Consider the following 18,281-nt stretch of genomic DNA (forward strand, 5'->3'; position numbering starts at 1 on the left):
TTTTAAAATGGGCCAATTATATCGTTCACAAGGTCAGTTTAAAGACAAAGTAACAGACCTACAGCAAGCACATGCTATTGCAGCCAACCATAGACCAAATCTTGCAAAGCACAATGTTCAATCTGTCAGCAATCCTAAAACGCCATCGTTTTTGTATACCAATACCAAATTTAACTGTAATGCCATCGGGGAAATCGCACTATGATCAAAAAAGCCTGCTTATCTGCATCCGTTTTGACCGCCATCTTACTGGGTGGTTGTGACAATACAGCCAAAACACCTGAACCAAACGCGCAAGCAGAAGGCACAGTCAATACAAAAGCCATCACAATTGGCTATAGCGACTGGCCTGGTTTTGTCGCATGGCAAGTTGCTATTGAAAAAGGCTGGTTGAAAGAAGCCGGTGTCAATGTGGACTTTAAATGGTTTGATTATTCAGCTTCATTATCTGCATTTGCGGCTAATCAGTTGGATGCTGTTTTGGTCACCAATGGCGACAACTTAGTCACAGGTTCTGGCGGCACAAAAGGCGTCATGATTATGGCGACGGACTATTCTGCGGGTAATGATGTCATCATTGCTAAAGATGGCATCAATAGCTTAACTGATTTAAAAGGAAAAAGTGTCGCAACAGAAAAAGGCTTGGTTGATCATTTGCTTTTGGCGACGGCTTTGGATGATGCAAAAATTCAAGCTTCTGAAGTGAAGTTGGTCAATACCATGACCAATGAGCTGCCACAAGTATTTGCAAGTCCTGATATTGCAGCGATTGCCGTGTGGCAACCGGTCGCAAATCAAGCTTTGAAAGCGGTAGCAGGTTCTAAAATCATTTATACATCGAAAGATAAACCCGGTCTGATTTACGACACATTAACCGTCAACATGACGCATTTATCTGCCAACAAAGAAGAATGGAAAAAAATCATTCAAGTTTGGGATAAAACGGTTAAATACATCAATGACCCTGCAACGCATGCCGATGCAGTGAAAATCATGTCGACCCGTGTTGGCGTTGATCCTGCACAATATGAACAGTTTATTGGAGGGACACATTTACTGGATTTAGCTGCCAATAAACAAGTCTTTAAAAAAGGAACTGGTTTTGACTCGATTTATGGTTCTAGTTACCACGTGAATAAATTTAATGTTGGCAATGGCATTTATAAAACTGAAATGGATGTGGATGGATCAATATATCCAGCTTTGGTTGAAGAACTGAAATAAGTTGAAATATAGCTAAAAAAAAGCCCTGAATGGTGTAAATACTTCAGGGCTTAACAACATCAAATTAATATCAGTGAAAAATAACGAAGAGTAGAACTTAAGCTTCTTCATCCATCGCATTGGAATAAAACTTCACCCCTAATTTGATTCGGTCACGGCCTTGGCTCATGCGCCAGCGATTGGTATCGCGCAGTGAATAGACACAGCCGCAGTATTCCTGCTGATAAAATTCTTCTTTTTTACTGATTTCCAGCATACGTACAGCACCGCCATTTTTACGCCAGTTATAGTCCCAATAGGTTATTCCGTCATAATGTGAAGCTGAACGATGCCCGCAGTCATTAATCTGCTGCATATTTTTCCAGCGTGAAATACCCAATGAACTGCTGATTAGGCTAAAGCCATGTTCTGCCGCATATAATGCAGTACGTTCAAAGCGCATATCAAAACACATGGTACAGCGGAGGCCTTTTTCAGGCTCATTTTCATAGCTTTAGCGCGAGCAAACCAATTGTCTGGCTCATAGTCAGAGTCAATAAACGGAATGTTATGTTTCTCGGCAAAGCGGATATTTTCCTCTTTACGGATTTCATATTCTTTCACAGGATGAATATTGGGATTGTAAAAGAAAATTGAAAAATCGATACCTGATCCAATTAATGTTTCCATGACTTCGCCAAAGCATGGTGCACAGCAAGAGTGGAGTAAAAGCTTGTCATGACCTACTGGGAGAGTCAGTGTCTGAGGTTCTAATTTATTAGACATGATTTTAAGAAGGTATAAGTATAAACCGAATATTTTAGCGATTCCTTAACATACCAAAGCTCGAATATGCTGATTTTTTCTAAGTACAAGTTGAGTCATATTCAGTATATTGACTAAAAAGCTGAAACGACATGAATATATGCTTATTTCATATTTTGTTTATCTATTTATGGCAAGGTTTAAGAACTTTATAGCTCAGGACAAAAGTATATTAGTGTTACAGATTCAATATTAAAACAATTAGTGATTTGATCTTTTTTCATTTTAAAGTTAGAAAAATTCACCCTAATGAATAAATCGCTAAATTTTGAGAGTGGAGATTTTGAGCCAATCTGTACGATTCTACACATTTCAGATGTGTGTTTGAATGAAAAAATTTTCATTGAATTTTTTTTAAGCCCTTATTTATATTAAATAAAATTTAAATGCTACCTGGGTGGCAGTTTTTTTATCGCCAGTTGAATGATGCATAGTTGAAGAAAATTCATTGTATTTAAATCTTAAACATGAATTTATCTCACTTTGAGTTGAGGTTAAATCATTTTTATTCATCTTAAGTTTCACGTATAAATTACTTCATACAGAAATTTTGATTATTTTTAATATTAGGGTAGTGAATCTCCATGAGTCATAAATTTGCATGTTCAATCAAACGTATTCGCTTTGATGAAAACTATGAGCCAGCAGACAATACACGTCTAACAACGAACTTTGCCAATTTGGCACGTGGTGAACACCGTGAAGAGAATCTGCGCCGTACTTTGGCAATGATTAATAACCGTTTCAATAGTTTAGCTACTTGTGACAACCCAAATGCAGATCGTTATTCACTTGAAATTGACATCATTTCTGCTGAACTCGATGTGGAAGGCAATGGTCAAACTTTCCCGTTTATTGAAACTTTAAAAAGCACCATCATCGACCATAAAACCAATGAACGCATTGAAGGCATGATTGGCAACAGTTTTTCTTCGTATGTACGTGACTATGACTTCAGCGTAGTATTACCAGCACTCGGTTGCAAATTCAATGAAAAACCTGAAGATTTTGGCGATTTACACGGCAAGCTTTATCAACACTTGATCAATTCAGACGTATTCAAAGCTGAATTTAAAAAACAACCTGTCATCTGTTTAAGTGTCTCAACGACAAAAACCTATTACCGTACTGCAAATGTACATCCGATCTTAGGTGTGGAATACACCAATGATGACTATTCACGTACCGATGACTATTTTGCAAAAATGGGCTTAAGCGTTCGTTACTTCAAACCTGAAAATGCGACTGCACCATTGGCATTCTATTCAGCAAATAACTTGCTCAGCGACTATACAGATTTCGAACTGATCAGCGCGATCAGCACCATGGAAAGCTTCCAAAAAATCTACCGTCCTGAAATTTACAATACCAATGCGACAGCAGGTTTAGTGTATCAACCAAGCTTAAGCTTTGGCGATTACTCATTAACCCGTATTGTGTATGACCGTGTCGAACGTGGTCAGTTGGCGGTTAAACAGGGCAAATGGACCGAAGAGAACTTTATCCAGCCATATCAAGACATTTTGAATGAGTGGGCTGCTAATTTTAGCATTGAAAATGCAGACGCAGCTTAATTTTAAAATACGTAAATAGATGAAAACGCGGGTGTAAACCACCCGTTTTAAAGAAAATAGAGATAGAAGATCGAATATGGCCATTTTACTCCCAACTTCAACTGCTGGCAGCTTACCTAAACCGTCTTGGCTGGCTGAACCTGAAAAATTGTGGTCAGCATGGAAACTTGAAGGCGAAGAATTATTAGATGCAAAACGTGATGCGTTGAAATTATCTTTGCATGAACAAATCCATGCAGGCATTGATATTGTCAGTGATGGTGAACAAACCCGTCAGCATTTTGTGACCACATTTATTGAACATCTTGAAGGGGTAGATTTCGAAAAGCGTGAAACGATGCGTATTCGTAATCGTTATGATGCAAGTGTACCGTCTGTGGTGGGCGAAGTATCGCGTAAGAAAGCAGTGTTTGTTGATGATGCAAAATTCCTACGCAGCCAAACCAATCAGCCGATCAAATGGGCACTGCCTGGCCCAATGACAATGATTGATACTTTGTATGATGGTCATTACAAGAGCCGTGAAAAATTGGCTTGGGAATTTGCTAAAATCCTGAATCAAGAAGCGTTAGAGCTTGAAGCGGCAGGCGTAGATATCATTCAATTTGATGAGCCTGCGTTTAACGTATTTTTTGATGAAGTCAATGACTGGGGTATTGCGACCTTAGAGCGTGCGCTTGAAGGTTTGAAATGTGAAACTGCTGTTCACATTTGCTATGGTTATGGCATCAAAGCCAATACCGATTGGAAACAGACTTTGGGTAATGAATGGCGCCAATACGAAGAATCATTCCCGAAATTGCAGCAATCGAAGCTCGATATCATCTCGCTTGAATGCCAAAACTCTCGTGTACCGATGGATTTAATCGAACTCATCCGCGGTAAAAAAGTGATGGTTGGCGCCATTGATGTAGCAACCAATCAGGTTGAAACAGCAGAAGAAGTAGCAAATACATTACGCAAAGCGCTTCAGTTTGTAGATGCCGACAAGCTACATCCTTCAACAAACTGCGGTATGGCGCCTTTACCTCGCCAAGTGGCGCAAGGCAAACTAAATGCGTTAAGCGCAGGCGCTGCCATTATTCGTCAAGAATTGACCGCATAAATTCGAGCTGACTCGGTTTCATGTAAGGGCAATAAGGAAATTAAATTTGCTATTGCCCAAACTGAGAAAGAGATAAGCCATATAGACCATTGAGATTGAAGAGATGATTGAAGCAACTGATTTTAGAAATGCAATGTCTTTATTGACGACTGCAGTCAACGTGATTACGACTGAGGGTGAAGCAGGCATGCATGGATTTACAGCATCAGCAGTATGTAGTGTGACAGATACACCGCCAACTTTGCTGGTTTGTATGAATCAATCATCTCGTTCTCATGCGCATTTTCTTGAAAATAAAGTTCTGTCTGTCAATGTTTTGGGCGCACAGCATGAGCAAATTTCCAATGCCTTTGCTTCAAGCAAATTCAATTCGGAGGAGCGTTTTAAATTGGGTACTTGGACTGCATTAGAAACAGGTTCACCAATACTCAAAGATGCTTTGGTCAGTTTTGACTGTCAGATTGAACAGATTCAAGAAGTGGGTACGCACAGTGTGTTTATGTGCCGTGTGGTTGCAATCAAGCAAAGTCAGCAGGAGGAAAGCTTGGTATATTTCAACCGCGCTTATCATGCTGTGGGTCAAGTGGAGTTGGCTTAAACCAGTCAGACTTCTTCAATACATCACTTTAAAAGTATCTATTTCGTGGAACTCATTACTTTCTTAATTATTGGCGCATTTGCAGGTTTTGCTGCGGGGCTGTTTGGCGTTGGCGGCGGTACTATCATTGTGCCTTTGCTCTATATTGTTTTTAGCCAAATGGGCTATAGTCCCGATGTGATTATGCATTTGGCGCTCGGCACATCTTTGGCTACGATTGTGGTGACATCGATCAGCTCCTTGATGGCGCACAATAAAAATGGCGCTGTGATTTGGCCTGTATTTAAAAATTTAGCTCCGTCTATGGCGATTGGCTGTTTTGCAGGCGCAGGGATTGCAGGCTGGCTGTCAGGTTTACATCTGCAAATGATTGTCGGCGTGTTTTTACTTTGGGTGGCTTATACCATGTTTATGGGAGCAAAAAAGCCAGTCGATCCAAATAAAACACTACCATCTACAGCTAAACAAATTGCAGCAGGTTCGGGTATCGGCGTTGCATCGGCCATCTTCGGGATTGGCGGCGGCAGTATTTCGGTGCCGCATTTAACGGCAAATGGCGTGGTGATGCAAAAAGCGGTCGGGACGTCTGCCGCTTGCGGTTTACCCATTGCCATTGCTGGCGCATTAGGTTTTATGTTCTTTGGCATGCAGCAGCATGTTGAAATTCCAAATACCATTGGCTTTATTCATATCTATGCCTTTTTGGGCATTAGTGTGATGAGTTTCTTTACGGCTAAATATGGCGCGAAAACTGCGCATGCGCTTTCACCAGCAGTACTGAAAAAATGTTTTGCTGTGCTGTTATGTATTGTTGGATGCTTTTTTCTAGTGAAAGGCATCTTATAGAAGCCGACAGATTATAGTTTATTCATTCGAAACGTATGCTCTAGTGTGCAACAGCAAGCTAGAGCATTTTTATCTATAGCAATTTAAGTCTTTAAAATTTCAGAAATATTATTTAAAAACTACATTTCAAAACTACATTTCAAAACTACATTTCAAAACTACATTTCAAAACTGACATTTCAAAACTGACATTTCAAAGCTCTGTGCTTTTAGAAAAAACATTGATAATCACAATGCCCAATAAAATAAAGGCCAAACCAATTATGGCAGGTAGGTCTAAATTTTGTTTAAACACAACCCAGCCCACGCATGAAATAAGCACAATGCCTGCAGCGGACCACATGGCGTAGGCCAATCCCATAGGAATCGATTTAAAGGTCAAACCTAAAAAGAAGAGCGCAATGGCATAGCCCAACACGGTAAAAATAATCGGCACAAGTTCGGTAAAGCCATTACTGGCTTTTAAGGCGGATGTAGCAATCACTTCGGCAATGATTGCAATAAGCAAATAAATAAACGACATTGATTTCCTATAGGCATTCTACTGCATGATGTAAGAGATGCTGTTTTTCATTTTGCAACCAATCTGCACTTTCTGTCGTGGTATCAGTGCGACGCTGAAATGCATAATGTGGAACATAAATATCCACCTCGTACATCAGCTGTACTGCTTGACCATTAATAATGACGTTTTGCATCAAATGTGTTTCATCAATAACTTTAAAATCATCAAATTTAAACACTTGATTTTGCTGAGAGGAAGTTGTTGTATAGTACTTATGCAGACCATCTACAGCGATGGACACTTCAAAGCTTTCAATCAACTTTTCATACATAGTAGGTGCAGATGATATGTTGATGCTGGCAACTGTTTGCTGATCTGTAGGTAAACGGCTCAGTGCGAAGGCCACATGCTTATCACAAATAATTAAACCGCCATCCATCTGCAAGGGTTGATGACTTTCTACATCGAGGGCTGACTGCAACCGCAGGCCTAAAAATAGCCCTTCATGAACTTGTTGACGCCAGTCTTCAACATAGGCATTGCTTGGAGAGAATTCTAAAATACAGTTGCCAATCGCATGCAGTTTGGCTGATTCTGGCCATTGCACATGATTTTGATAATTTGAGTGTGCTTTAAGGTCCCAAGACAATAATTGCTGTTCAGCATCCCAAAGAGTGTTGCCAATCCAGCCTTGACGTTCATTCACTGGCGTATTTTCACGGCTTTTTAAACGTAGATCGATGGTGAAACTACGTGACTGAAACCAATACACAATGGTCTTTTCATCCGTCAAACCATTTGAAAAACTAATGCTTTTACGGCGAAAAGCACCATACAAATAGTCTGGAATAGGACCTGAAACCTCTTGGCTGGCTGGAAGCTGTGCTAAAGCCTGAAATAGATTCATGCGCTTGCTCCTTGTACTTCTGTATTTTCATCCATACCAAATGATGACAAAGGCACAGCATTTCTTAGACTCAGCTCTCCTGAAGCGATACGTTTTTTGAGATAACTAAAGGTTTGCGCGGTTTGATTAAATAAATGTTCACCACCAATTAAGGGCTGATATTTAGGCGCTTCAGTTGAATGTACTGGCTCAATGATCGTGTCGTAATTGCAGGCGCAGAATAAGGGGAAAGAGTAGCGTTCTTCAGAGACTTTTTTAACACGGTGTTTGGTGGCCAAATATTTGCCATTCGACAAAATTTCCATCATGTCGCCAATATTCATCACCAAGGTATTTTCAATCAATGGAATATCCATCCATTCACCTTGTTTATTGAGTACCTGCAAACCTGGTGCAGTCGGTAAGAGCAGTGTAAAGCACTCATAATCTGTATGCGCGCCAATACCTTCGGCATCTTTCACTTCAGGGTTATACGGATAATGAATTAGACGCAGTTGGCTGGTCGGATGGGTAATTTTGCGCTCAAAAAAATGCTCATCTACATTCAAAGCTAAAGCAAAGGCCTGAAAAATCTGCTCACTAATACTGCGTAAATGGTGGTAATAATCACTGACTGTACTTTTAAATGTGGCATCATCTGGCCATAAAGTAGGGCCAATTAAAGGAAATGCCTTAGTTTCGCCATGATAATCATAATTGACGTCATAGGCTTCTTTTAAGTCATAGCTGTTGCCTGCAAATTGTTCTTCACCAATTGGCACATAGCCACTATGATTTTTCGACAGCCCAATATAGTGTTGCATTTTACTGGCGGTATCTTGTTGGAAATAGCGCTTTGCCACCTGAATCAATGATGTCGCAAAATCAAAATTGAACTGATCACCTTTTAAATATAGAAAACCAACATCTTTACAGGCTTGATCCAACGCGGTTGCCACCTCTAAGCGTTCTGACAGTACCGTGCTTTGCATTTTTGAAATATCTACAAGTGGCAAAACATAAGATTCATTCATCTTCAATTCCTATAAAGTTGGCCGTCCAACGCTGTAGTACATCATTTAGGCCGTCCTAAAGATGAAGAGGGATTAATCCAGTTATTTTTGCGTACTGACTTGAGTCATACGCGGAATTTTCGGTAGGTTTTCCATCGCTGGGTCGAGCTCGTCTTCCTGCGCATGTACCAAGAAATCCACCCGTTCGCGCAGTTGTTTAAATTCAGGACTCAGCATGAGTTCAGGATTACGAGGACGGGGTAAATCGACCTCAATTATTTCTTTAATTTCACCAGGATTGGCTTTGAGCGCCACAATACGATCCGCCAATAAAATGGCTTCATCCATGTCGTGGGTCACAAAAATGATGGTGATATCAATGTTTTGCCAAAGATCCATTAAATGTTTTTGCATTTTTTGACGGGTATGCGGGTCAAGCGCGCCAAACGGCTCATCCATCAATAATATTTTGGGTTCATTGACCAATGCGCGGGCAATAGCAACGCGCTGTTTCATTCCGCCAGACAGCTGATGCGGGTACTGATCTTGGTATTTTTCTAGACCAATAATATCAATCCATTCGCGGGCGCTGGATTCAGCCGAAGCATTGCTGGCACCTTTCATTAAAGGGCCAAACATTACATTTTCTTTGACCGTTTTCCATGGAAAAAGCGTGTAGCCTTGAAACACCATGCCACGCTCAGGGCTTGGGCCTTCAATGGCTTGTCCATCGACCAGCAATTCGCCGCTACTGTAAGGATCAAGCCCAGCCACAATTCGGCTAAAGGTCGATTTACCGCAACCCGATGGGCCAATCACGCAGATAAATTCACGTTTATGAATCTTTAAATCCAACTGATTTAAAATAGTGCGTTTAGTTTTGCCGTGCTTGAAACTTTGTGTAAGTTTTTTTGCTTCTAAAATGACAGGGCGTGCATAAATTGCATCGAAATAAGTGGTGGCATTAAACTCTGTGCTGTTCATTATTTTGCTCCTGCTTTCCATTTAAATAGACGTTGACCGAGTTTCATTAGCACCACATCGCATACCAAACCAATCACCCCAATGATGAGGATCGCGGCATAAACATTGTCAAAGTTTTGGTAACGCGCTTGTTGGGTAATAAACCAAGTAATCCCAGAGGTTGTGCCGATCAGTTCAGATACGATCAGATAAGTCCAAGCCCAGCCCAGTAATACACGTAGGTCGCGGTAAATGTCAGGAAGCGCTGCCGGAATCACCACATGAAATAAGCTTTTCAATTTATTGGTGCCTAGCGTAAAACCTGCTTCGATCAGGCCACGGTCAACCATCCGTGTGGTATTGGCAATAATTAGAATTTGCTGAAATAGCGTACCGATCACGATAATAGCGATTTTAGGTGCATCATTAATGCCTAAAATCGCAACGGCTAAGGCACCAAAAGCAGGGGCGGGCAAGTAGCGAAAAAACTCAACAAAGGGTTCGGTCAGTTGTGATATTTTTTGAGAAAAACCGCAAAGAATACCCAGCGGAATACCGATGAGAGAGGCAATAAAAAAAGCGCTGAACACAATTTTAATACTGTGCCATAAGCTTTGATGAAACCATGGGGCATCAGGTTGGGCAGGCGGAGTAATAAAGGCCGTAACCAGCGCTTTTGCCACTTCATGCGGTGCAGGTAGATAGATTGGATTGACCAGTTTGCCTTGAGGTGGCGCTAAACCTGCATTGACCGCAGATTGCGCTTCGGCATAAAACACCGCTTTGTCGACACGGCTATCCACCTGAAAATAAGGCACACTGCCTGACTGCGTAATTTGCACCTGCGGATGCCATAAAAATGGCAAATAACTCACTGCACACCAAATAAGCACAGGAATTAAAAATGATCCTAAGCCAAGCAATAGCTTACTTTTTGGACTGAGCTCTCTTGCGACATAACCCATACTGACCAAGCCCCAATATTACTTTTTTAATAAAACGTAATACCGTTAAGCAATTTGAATGCCAAACGTGTGTATGCCGTTATTTATTGGACTTAAGCAAAGTTAGATAGGCTATAAACAGCAAAAAGCCTGCAAAAGAAGCAGGCAATATTAGTTTTTTTGATCAAAACTGATGCCAAAATGTACTTTTATGGCGCAACCAATTGCAAAAACAATTTTTTCATTCCTTCACTCGAACCCGCTTTAATTAATTGATACTGCTCTGGTACGCGTTGATAGTCTGCTTTCGGGTCGATATAAAATGCACGGCAGTTGGCAGGGATTTCGTGAATTAATCCTGCAACAGGGTAGACAGCCAGACTCGTACCAATCACAATAAAAATATCTGCCTTTTGTACACTTACACTAGCATCTTCATAGGCAGGAACTGCTTCGCCAAACCAGACCACATGTGGCCGTAAATGATATCCTTCAGGGCATTGATCGGTCTCTAAGTTTAAATCTGCACCTTCAATGGGAAACAATTCCTGCGTATATTGCGCCTGAGGGCCAGAGCTTTTTGCGTAACGAATATTGCCATGCAGATGTAGTACATTGTGACTGCCTGCACGTTCATGTAGGTCATCAATATTTTGAGTAATGACTTGTACATCAAAAAAATCATCGAGTTCAGCAATTAATTTATGCGCTGCATTTGGCTCTGCGGCTAAAATATGTTTACGGCGTTCATTATAAAAACGCTGTACTAAAGAAGGGTCACGTGCCCAAGCTTCAGGTGTGGCCACATCTTCAATACGATGCTGTTCCCAAAGACCATCACTGTCACGGAAGGTATTGATGCCGCTTTCTGCGCTCATACCAGCACCTGAAAACACCACAATTTTTTGCATAGATATATAGCCTTATATTTTAATTGATGCGTCCATTAGGCACGGTTACATGTATTGAATGGATGATTCAGCGAATTTACTGTACTCAAAATATAGCGATTACTTCAACTGATCTGGTGCAATTCTTGTAGCACCCAATCGACAAATTTTTGTATTTGCGGTGAACTGTCTTGGCTCGAATGGACTAAATAATATTTTCGGCTACCGTGCAGTTTTTTATTTGATGCAATCACCAATTCTTTTTTTCTCAGTTCTGCTTCAATCAGCATTTGTGGAATCAGTGCCATACCCATGCCATGACTGGCTGCCACAGAAAGCATAGAAAATAGTTCATGTCGCTGACCATCAAATGGTTTGGAATGCTGAAGCTGATGGGCTTGAAACCATTCTTGCCAAATACTTGGACGGGTGGTTTGCTGTAATAAGGGCAATTGAAGTAACTCTTCATCGCTTAAATTAAAACTGTGATCATCGGTCATTTCCGCATGGGGAAAGTTGCTTTTAATCAATTTGGGGGAACAAACGGGAACCACTTCTTCATCCATTAAATAATGCGCTTGAATGCCCGGCCAATGCTCAATTTGTTGCTGAGTTCCTGCAAAAATCGCCGCGTCAAAGACATTTTGATTAAATAAAAAGGGTTTAGTACTGGTTTCCAAATGCACGGTAATTTCAGGATGTTGCGCATTTAATTTATGTAATTTTGGCAACAGCCAACGTGTGGCAAAGGTTGGCACAACGCCCAGCTTTAAAGTACCGCCCAATCCTTTGTGCGTCATGATATCTGAGGTGCTTTTTTCGATACCTTGCAAAAAGGGTTTAATACTTTTTGCATATTGCTTGCCTGCTTCTGTGAGATCGACACCGTGACGTGTTCTGCTAAACAGCATGACACCTAAATATTCTTCAAGCTGTTGAATTTGGCGCGATACGGCACCTTGTGTGATAAATAACTCTTGGGAAGCATGCGTATAACTTGCGTGCTTCGCAGCAGATTCAAAGCAAATTAAGCTTTGCAATGACGGAATATTGCGCCGCATAGATAAAGTCCTTTTTATCGATAGGTATCACAAAATGGCATATAAGAATGATTTTCATATACCACTATAGTCTATAAATAAAGCAATCCGCAGTTCAAATCAGTGGTTAAAGTGCTTAACACGCTGTGAGCCAAGCTTAGGTATGCGAAAGGCGCATATCTACATGCAAATTAATCGTTTGAATGAATCACTTTTCACACATAGCATCGAATAAAACAACGAAAACCCGAAAAAGCAGAGGATGCGATGAATCAAATGGTCAATGTAAAAAAAGTAAAAGTACAATTTAACTGGCAAGACCCGTTTCTTTTGGAACAGCAATTAACAGAAGAAGAACGCATGATCCGTGATACTGCACATGCCTACTGCCAAGAGCGTTTACAGCCACGTGTACTCGAACAATTTCGCCATGAAAAAACTGATGCATCAATTTTCCGAGAAATGGGCGAACTTGGCTTGCTTGGCCCAACCATTCCAGAGCAATACGGCGGCGCAGGTCTAAACTATGTTAGCTATGGATTAGTTGCACGTGAAATTGAATATGTAGATTCTGGCTACCGCTCTATGGCCAGCGTGCAAAGTTCTTTGGTGATGGTGCCAATTAATGAATTTGGCTCTGAAGAGCAAAAACAGAAATACCTGCCAAAGTTGGCAACAGGCGAGTACATTGGCTGTTTCGGCCTGACTGAGCCTGATCATGGCTCTGACCCGGGTAGCATGATTACTCGTGCAAAAAAAGTGGATGGTGGTTACCGTCTAACTGGCGCAAAAATGTGGATTACCAACAGCCCAATTGCCGATGTTTTTGTAGTGTGGGCGAAAGAAGTATCGCATGAAGGCAATGTAGGTGACATTCGTGGTTTTATTTTGGAAAAAGGCTGGGAAGGGCTATCAGCACCAGCGATTCACGGTAAAGTTGGCTTACGTGCATCGATTACCGGTGAAATTGTCATGGACAATGTTTTTGTCCCTGAAGAGAACGCTTTTCCAGAAGTACGTGGTTTAAAAGGTCCATTTACCTGTCTAAACAGTGCACGTTATGGTATCGCTTGGGGCGCAATGGGCGCAGCTGAATTCTGCTGGCACACAGCGCACCAATACACCATGGACCGCAAACAGTTCGGTCGACCATTGGCGGCGAATCAGCTGATTCAAAAGAAATTGGCGGATATGCAAACTGAGATTGCCTTGGGGCTACAAGCTGCGCTTCGCTTTGGACGTATGAAAGATGAAGGTTTAGCTGCAGTAGAAGGCACATCACTCATTAAACGTAACAACTGTGGCAAGGCTTTAGATATTGCCCGTGTAGCGCGTGACATGATGGGCGGAAATGGTATTTCTGATGAGTTTGGTGTTGCCCGCCATTTGGTTAACCTCGAAGTCGTCAACACTTATGAAGGCACACATGATGTACATGCACTGATTCTAGGTCGTGCGCAAACAGGCATCGCGGCTTTTGGTAACTAATTGAATTATATATCGATAAGGTGCTCTGCATAGAGTGCCTTAGAGACTTTTTATGCAAAAATAAACTTAATCAATAAAGGATTCATCGTGAAACACTCTTGTAACTCTGTGCAATAGCCTGAGCAGTGATGAAATAAAAAGAATAAAAAAGGCAAATGTGCAGACATAGGAATGCCGATGACTCATTTGGGAAAATGAGGAACAAGGAAATGAATAACGAAATGCAAAACGGAGCAGGAACGCTCAAATTGCCTTCTAACGTGGGCACGATGCATCGGATTACCAGCAACACTTGGAAAATGGCCTTTATTTTTGCCTTTATTTCCTTGGTGATTGATGGTGTAGACATCATGTTGCTGTCATTCAGCCTGACCAGTTTAAAGGCTGAATTTGGTTTAAGTACATTTCAAGCTGGAATGCTCGGTAGTTCTTCTTTAGCAGGGATGGCGCTGGGTGGTATTTCGGGTGGATGGGCGTGCGATAAATTCGGCCGTGTGAAAACCATTGCTTGGTCGGTCGTATTTTTCTCGATCATGACCTGTATCTTAGGCTTTACCCAAAGCTATGAACAATTTTTAATTTTACGTTTTATTGGCGCTTTTGGACTGGGTTCTCTTTACATGGCGTGTAATACGCTCATGGCAGAATATGTGCCAACCAAATATCGAACAACGGTACTTGGGACTTTGCAAACCGGTCAAACCGTGGGTTATATCGTTGCAACGCTGCTGGCGGGTGCCATTATTCCAGATCACGGCTGGCGGATGCTATTTTATGTCACCATTATTCCTGCTGCTTTTGCCCTGATCTTTATGCGTTTTGTTCCTGAACCAAAATCTTGGCAGGAAGCAAAAATTGAGCAGCTAAAACGCCGTGAATTAAAACTTGAACCTGTACAGCAGCAAGCTGCAGTCAATCAAAATGCACCTTCTGAAAGTATTTATAAACGTATTTTTGGACACACTAATCATCGCAAAATGTTCTTCTTTTGGATGTCGACCGCTGCATTTCTACAATTCGGTTATTACGGTGTTAACAACTGGATGCCAACGTATCTAGAAACCGAACTCAGCATGAACTTTAAAGCCATGACAGGCTATATGGTAGGTGCATATACCGCCATGATTCTGGGCAAAATTTTAGCCGGCTATGCCGCTGACAAGTTCGGACGTCGTATAACCTTTGTGTTTGGTACGGTAGCCACGGCAGCATTTTTACCGATCATCATTTTCTATAACACACCAACCAACATTGCCTATTTACTCGTAACTTTCGGTTTCTTATACGGTATTCCATACGGTGTAAATGCAACTTATATGGCAGAAAGTTTCTCTACGGATGTGCGCGGTACAGCCATTGGCGGTGCTTACAATATGGGGCGCTTAGGCGCAGCCATTGCACCAGCAACCATTGGTATGATTGCCGCAGGCGGATCGTTCACTATGGCCTTTATTGTGATGGGTGCTGCTTACTTTATTGCAGGTGTTATTCCAGGCTTGTTCATTCGTGAACGTCAATATGACCCGCAGCAAGCATCACTTTCTTCAGATGCGGAAAAAGAAAAACTGGCCAGTTTAGATATACATGTAGCTGATGCAGAGCAAAAAGCGTCTGCAAAAACTGCAACAGTAAAATAATTAAAAAGATCTGTGCCATAGCTCAATACTATGGCACATCTGGAGTGAACTATGGGTGCATTAAAAGGAATTCGTGTATTGGACTTAAGCCGTGTTTTAGCAGGTCCTTGGTGCGGTCAAATATTGGCTGATTTAGGTGCAGAGGTAATCAAAATTGAGCGTCCTAAAGTCGGGGATGATACCCGTATGTGGGGACCACCTTGGATGCCAAATCAGCAAGGTCAAGCGACGAAAGAATCAGGCTATTACCAATGTGCGAACCGTAATAAATATTCTGTAGCCATTGATATTGCCAGTGAAGAAGGGCAAACCCTAGTCCGTGAAATTGCCCAAACTGCAGATGTCGTGATTGAAAACTACAAAGCAGGTTCACTTGCCAAATATGGTTTGGATTATGCATCGCTCAGTGCGCTAAATCCAAATATCGTATATTGCTCAATTACAGGTTTTGGTCAGGATGGGCCTCGCGCGGAAGAACCGGGCTATGACTTTATTATTCAAGGTATGTCCGGCTTAATGAGTATTACTGGTGAATCTGATGATGTAATCGGTGGCGGAGCACAAAAGGTGGGGGTCGCTGTAGTCGACATTCAGACCGGACTGTACTCAACGATTGCCATTCAGGCGGCATTGTTGGCGCGGCAGCATACTGGACGCGGTCAATATATTGATATGTCTTTACTCGATGTACAGGTGGCAGCTTTAGCCAATCAAGGTATGAACTATTTGACCTCAGGTAAAGCACCCAAGCGTATGGGAAATAATCACCCGAATATTGTGCCGTATCAAACTTTTAAAGCCAAAGATAAGGAATTTATTATTGCCTGTGGTAACGACAAGCAATTTAAAGACTTGTGTATTGCGATTGGCTATACAGAACTGTTAGATCAGCCGAACTATTTACGTAATCAAGATCGGGTAAAGCACCGTGATGAATTGATTCCATTATTGAGTGCCTTTTTTCTGACTCAAGATGCTCAAGTTTGGGTCGATGCGATTCATGCGGTAAAAGTGCCAGTCGGTGTAATCAACTCTGTAGACGACGCATTAAATGAACCACAAATTCAACACCGTAACATGGTAGTGAATATTCCACATGCTTTAAATCATGATTTTAAAGTGATTGGTTCACCGATGAAGTTATCTGATACGCCTGTGGAATACCGTCATGCACCTCCACAGTTAGGGCAGCACACGACAGAAATTTTGTCCCAATATAGAACTGAAGCTGAATTAAATGAATTGGCTGCACAAGGCATCATTGATCAACTCAATCATCCTGCAGCTTAAAATTTCATGGGATTATTCTTCAAACTATTCTTCAATATATGGGCTTAAACGCCTATGTGGAATGAGTGGAGTTAAAAGTTTAGACCGAAGGACTCCAATACTTCGGTCTTTTTCAATATCAATATTCATTTACGGAGTGCTTTTAATGTTAATTTTCTAGATAAAGTATAATTATTCATCAAAGCTTGGGCCTGCAATACGGTCTTTATTTTTTTGTATGAAAGAGATGTCCATACTTTTGCGCCTTGATATTTTTTCTTTAAGCTATAACTTTCAAATTCTGGATTATACACAAACCAATTTCCGCAATGCTGCACGCAATAAGCATTTATATGCCTATTTTTCAAGTCTACTAATTGCACAGAAAGATTTCGATACCATCTCCATTGACGAGAGTATAAGTCTTTATATCCTTAATACGCTGAGTTTTAACATCTGCATAAGAAATCGTAGAACTAAAGCCAATGATTAAACTAAAAAGTAATATTGATCCGTTTTTTATATAGATGAACCATTCTTCTAATTGTCCATTTATTTTAAGAACGGACATTAAATCAAAGCCTTCAAACGAAATAAAGCCCTGCACAATGGCAAGGCTCTATTTTAATAACATTACATTGAATTTGTTCAGCTGCATATTATTGCTGTATAAAATTCTGCAAAGCCTGATTAAATGCATCTGGCTGTTCAATGTTTGAAATATGCGATGCATTAATTTCAAATAATTGGCTATTTGCGATGCGTTCTTGCATGAATTGACCATCTACAACTGTAGTTACAGGGTCTTGTTGACCTGCAATAATCAATACCGGTATGCGAATAGACGAGATTTCATTGCGCAAATCCGCTTTAGCCAAAGCTTCACAACAACTTGCATAACCTTCTGGGCTGCCAGCTCCGAGGTCGTTACTCAAAGATTGTACAGTTGCTGTGTTACTTTGGATAAAGGGTTCTGTAAACCATCGTGATGCTGCCGTTTCTGCAATTGGTTCCAGACCTTGTTGACGGACTAATTGCGCACGTTCATTCCAAGCTGATTCTTGCCCAATTTTTGCAGCGGTATTGCATACAATGACATGGTTAAAGCGTTCAGGATGATGTTTTGCAAGCCATTGGCCTGTTAAACCACCCATCGATATTCCACAAAATGTGGCTTGTTGAATATTTAAATGATCCAATAAATGGATGACATCTGTACCCAATTGATCAAGGCTATATGGCCCTTGAGGGGCAGAAGATGCACCATGACCACGTGTATCATAACAAATCACAAAATAATCCTGCTGTAGTGCCTCTATCTGAGGCTGCCACATGCTGAATTTTGTGCCTAAAGAATTAGAAAACACAATCGCAGGTCGTATGTGGTCACCAAAGGTTGCGTAATTAATCGTTGCATCATTGGATATAAATGTAGGCATGTTTTGAATCCTTAATTTTATAAATCCCCCTAAATCCCCCCTTTGATAAGGTGGAC

The 18,281-nt window shown here is 41.2% G+C and carries 18 protein-coding genes and 1 pseudogene; 9 read left to right on the forward strand and 10 right to left on the reverse strand.

What is annotated here, in order from left to right:
* The first annotated feature begins 7 nt into the window (after positions 1 to 7).
* Both MST17_RS07785 and MST17_RS07790 read left to right on the forward strand, forming a co-directional pair.
* Entirely contained in the window at positions 8 to 205 is a 198-nt protein-coding gene (locus MST17_RS07785) for a hypothetical protein (RefSeq protein ID WP_180026980.1), read from the forward strand.
* A complete protein-coding gene (locus tag MST17_RS07790; RefSeq protein ID WP_180026981.1) occupies positions 202 to 1,224 on the forward strand; it encodes an ABC transporter substrate-binding protein in 1,023 nt (340 codons plus the stop codon). The genes MST17_RS07785 and MST17_RS07790 overlap by 4 nt, the downstream gene beginning before the upstream one ends.
* A 97-nt stretch (positions 1,225 to 1,321) precedes the next feature.
* Here MST17_RS07790 and MST17_RS07795 read toward each other — a convergent pair.
* Positions 1,322 to 1,989: pseudogene (locus tag MST17_RS07795) on the reverse strand (epoxyqueuosine reductase QueH).
* Positions 1,990 to 2,612: 623 nt separating this feature from the next.
* Between MST17_RS07795 and MST17_RS07800 the strand changes: the two are divergent.
* The 4 genes from MST17_RS07800 to MST17_RS07815 all read left to right on the forward strand — a co-directional run bounded on the left by MST17_RS07800 (position 2,613) and on the right by MST17_RS07815 (position 6,151).
* Positions 2,613 to 3,602, forward strand: a complete 990-nt coding sequence (locus tag MST17_RS07800) for a putative oxygenase MesX (RefSeq protein WP_180026982.1) — start codon at positions 2,613 to 2,615, stop codon at positions 3,600 to 3,602.
* A gap of 76 nt (positions 3,603 to 3,678) precedes the next feature.
* Positions 3,679 to 4,707 carry a methionine synthase gene (locus tag MST17_RS07805; RefSeq protein ID WP_180026983.1) on the forward strand — a complete coding sequence of 343 codons (1,029 nt, stop codon included), beginning with the start codon at positions 3,679 to 3,681 and terminating at the stop codon, positions 4,705 to 4,707.
* Positions 4,708 to 4,810: 103 nt separating this feature from the next.
* A complete protein-coding gene (locus MST17_RS07810; RefSeq protein ID WP_180005612.1) occupies positions 4,811 to 5,305 on the forward strand; it encodes a flavin reductase in 495 nt (164 codons plus the stop codon).
* A 45-nt stretch (positions 5,306 to 5,350) separates the two neighbouring features.
* Positions 5,351 to 6,151, forward strand: a complete 801-nt coding sequence (locus tag MST17_RS07815; RefSeq protein ID WP_180026984.1) for a sulfite exporter TauE/SafE family protein — start codon at positions 5,351 to 5,353, stop codon at positions 6,149 to 6,151.
* A 193-nt stretch (positions 6,152 to 6,344) separates the two neighbouring features.
* Here MST17_RS07815 and MST17_RS07820 read toward each other — a convergent pair whose 3' ends face one another.
* The 7 genes from MST17_RS07820 to MST17_RS07850 all read right to left on the reverse strand — a co-directional run bounded on the left by MST17_RS07820 (position 6,345) and on the right by MST17_RS07850 (position 12,413).
* Positions 6,345 to 6,674 carry a multidrug efflux SMR transporter gene (locus MST17_RS07820; RefSeq protein WP_121594129.1) on the reverse strand — a complete coding sequence of 110 codons (330 nt, stop codon included), beginning with the start codon at positions 6,672 to 6,674 and terminating at the stop codon, positions 6,345 to 6,347.
* Positions 6,675 to 6,681: 7 nt separating this feature from the next.
* The gene (locus tag MST17_RS07825; protein WP_180026985.1) at positions 6,682 to 7,563 is read right to left on the reverse strand and encodes a hypothetical protein; all 882 of its coding nucleotides are present in this window, start codon (positions 7,561 to 7,563) and stop codon (positions 6,682 to 6,684) included.
* Positions 7,560 to 8,576: an isopenicillin N synthase family oxygenase gene (locus MST17_RS07830; RefSeq protein WP_180026986.1), complete on the reverse strand. Its 1,017-nt coding sequence runs from the start codon at positions 8,574 to 8,576 to the stop codon at positions 7,560 to 7,562. The genes MST17_RS07825 and MST17_RS07830 overlap by 4 nt, the downstream gene beginning before the upstream one ends.
* Positions 8,577 to 8,657: 81 nt before the next feature.
* Entirely contained in the window at positions 8,658 to 9,539 is an 882-nt protein-coding gene (locus MST17_RS07835) for an ABC transporter ATP-binding protein (RefSeq protein ID WP_180026987.1), read from the reverse strand.
* Positions 9,539 to 10,483 carry an ABC transporter permease gene (locus MST17_RS07840; RefSeq protein ID WP_168377501.1) on the reverse strand — a complete coding sequence of 315 codons (945 nt, stop codon included), beginning with the start codon at positions 10,481 to 10,483 and terminating at the stop codon, positions 9,539 to 9,541. The genes MST17_RS07835 and MST17_RS07840 overlap by 1 nt, the downstream gene beginning before the upstream one ends.
* Before the next feature lie 188 nt (positions 10,484 to 10,671).
* Positions 10,672 to 11,373, reverse strand: coding sequence for a Sir2 family NAD-dependent protein deacetylase (locus MST17_RS07845; protein ID WP_180026988.1), 702 nt, complete (start codon positions 11,371 to 11,373; stop codon positions 10,672 to 10,674).
* Positions 11,374 to 11,477: 104 nt separating this feature from the next.
* Positions 11,478 to 12,413: a LysR substrate-binding domain-containing protein gene (locus MST17_RS07850; protein WP_180026989.1), complete on the reverse strand. Its 936-nt coding sequence runs from the start codon at positions 12,411 to 12,413 to the stop codon at positions 11,478 to 11,480.
* A gap of 246 nt (positions 12,414 to 12,659) precedes the next feature.
* Between MST17_RS07850 and MST17_RS07855 the strand changes: the two genes are divergently transcribed.
* The 3 genes from MST17_RS07855 (at position 12,660) to MST17_RS07865 (ending at position 16,807) form a co-directional block, all read left to right on the forward strand.
* Entirely contained in the window at positions 12,660 to 13,880 is a 1,221-nt protein-coding gene (locus MST17_RS07855) for an acyl-CoA dehydrogenase (protein WP_180026990.1), read from the forward strand.
* Positions 13,881 to 14,089: 209 nt separating this feature from the next.
* Entirely contained in the window at positions 14,090 to 15,517 is a 1,428-nt protein-coding gene (locus MST17_RS07860) for an MFS transporter (protein ID WP_180026991.1), read from the forward strand.
* Between the two features lie 51 nt (positions 15,518 to 15,568).
* The gene (locus tag MST17_RS07865) at positions 15,569 to 16,807 is read left to right on the forward strand and encodes a CaiB/BaiF CoA-transferase family protein (protein WP_180026992.1); all 1,239 of its coding nucleotides are present in this window, start codon (positions 15,569 to 15,571) and stop codon (positions 16,805 to 16,807) included.
* Positions 16,808 to 16,932: 125 nt separating this feature from the next.
* Here MST17_RS07865 and MST17_RS07870 read toward each other — a convergent pair whose 3' ends face one another.
* Together MST17_RS07870 and pcaD are read right to left on the reverse strand one after the other, a co-directional pair.
* The gene (locus MST17_RS07870) at positions 16,933 to 17,169 is read right to left on the reverse strand and encodes a hypothetical protein (RefSeq protein ID WP_257222993.1); all 237 of its coding nucleotides are present in this window, start codon (positions 17,167 to 17,169) and stop codon (positions 16,933 to 16,935) included.
* Positions 17,170 to 17,445: 276 nt separating this feature from the next.
* Entirely contained in the window at positions 17,446 to 18,225 is a 780-nt protein-coding gene (pcaD, locus tag MST17_RS07875) for a 3-oxoadipate enol-lactonase (RefSeq protein WP_180026993.1), read from the reverse strand.
* Between the last annotated feature and the right edge of the window lie 56 nt (positions 18,226 to 18,281).

Origin of the sequence: Acinetobacter sp. YH16056_T, from assembly GCF_024605895.1 — a bacterium.
Lineage (GTDB): Bacteria > Pseudomonadota > Gammaproteobacteria > Pseudomonadales > Moraxellaceae > Acinetobacter > Acinetobacter amyesii.

Excerpts from the sequence above, each read along its gene's own strand:
- MST17_RS07785 (WP_180026980.1), top strand. The coding sequence starts at position 8 with ATGGGCCAATTATATCGTTCACAAGGTCAGTTTAAAGACAAAGTAACA.
- MST17_RS07790 (WP_180026981.1), top strand. The coding sequence starts at position 202 with ATGATCAAAAAAGCCTGCTTATCTGCATCCGTTTTGACCGCCATCTTA.
- MST17_RS07800 (WP_180026982.1), top strand. The coding sequence starts at position 2,613 with ATGAGTCATAAATTTGCATGTTCAATCAAACGTATTCGCTTTGATGAA.
- MST17_RS07805 (WP_180026983.1), top strand. The coding sequence starts at position 3,679 with ATGGCCATTTTACTCCCAACTTCAACTGCTGGCAGCTTACCTAAACCG.
- MST17_RS07810 (WP_180005612.1), top strand. The coding sequence starts at position 4,811 with ATGATTGAAGCAACTGATTTTAGAAATGCAATGTCTTTATTGACGACT.
- MST17_RS07820 (WP_121594129.1), bottom strand. The coding sequence starts at position 6,674 with ATGTCGTTTATTTATTTGCTTATTGCAATCATTGCCGAAGTGATTGCT.
- MST17_RS07825 (WP_180026985.1), bottom strand. The coding sequence starts at position 7,563 with ATGAATCTATTTCAGGCTTTAGCACAGCTTCCAGCCAGCCAAGAGGTT.
- MST17_RS07830 (WP_180026986.1), bottom strand. The coding sequence starts at position 8,576 with ATGAATGAATCTTATGTTTTGCCACTTGTAGATATTTCAAAAATGCAA.
- MST17_RS07835 (WP_180026987.1), bottom strand. The coding sequence starts at position 9,539 with ATGAACAGCACAGAGTTTAATGCCACCACTTATTTCGATGCAATTTAT.
- MST17_RS07840 (WP_168377501.1), bottom strand. The coding sequence starts at position 10,483 with ATGGGTTATGTCGCAAGAGAGCTCAGTCCAAAAAGTAAGCTATTGCTT.
- MST17_RS07845 (WP_180026988.1), bottom strand. The coding sequence starts at position 11,373 with ATGCAAAAAATTGTGGTGTTTTCAGGTGCTGGTATGAGCGCAGAAAGC.
- MST17_RS07850 (WP_180026989.1), bottom strand. The coding sequence starts at position 12,413 with ATGCGGCGCAATATTCCGTCATTGCAAAGCTTAATTTGCTTTGAATCT.
- MST17_RS07855 (WP_180026990.1), top strand. The coding sequence starts at position 12,660 with ATGAATCAAATGGTCAATGTAAAAAAAGTAAAAGTACAATTTAACTGG.
- MST17_RS07860 (WP_180026991.1), top strand. The coding sequence starts at position 14,090 with ATGAATAACGAAATGCAAAACGGAGCAGGAACGCTCAAATTGCCTTCT.
- MST17_RS07865 (WP_180026992.1), top strand. The coding sequence starts at position 15,569 with ATGGGTGCATTAAAAGGAATTCGTGTATTGGACTTAAGCCGTGTTTTA.
- pcaD (WP_180026993.1), bottom strand. The coding sequence starts at position 18,225 with ATGCCTACATTTATATCCAATGATGCAACGATTAATTACGCAACCTTT.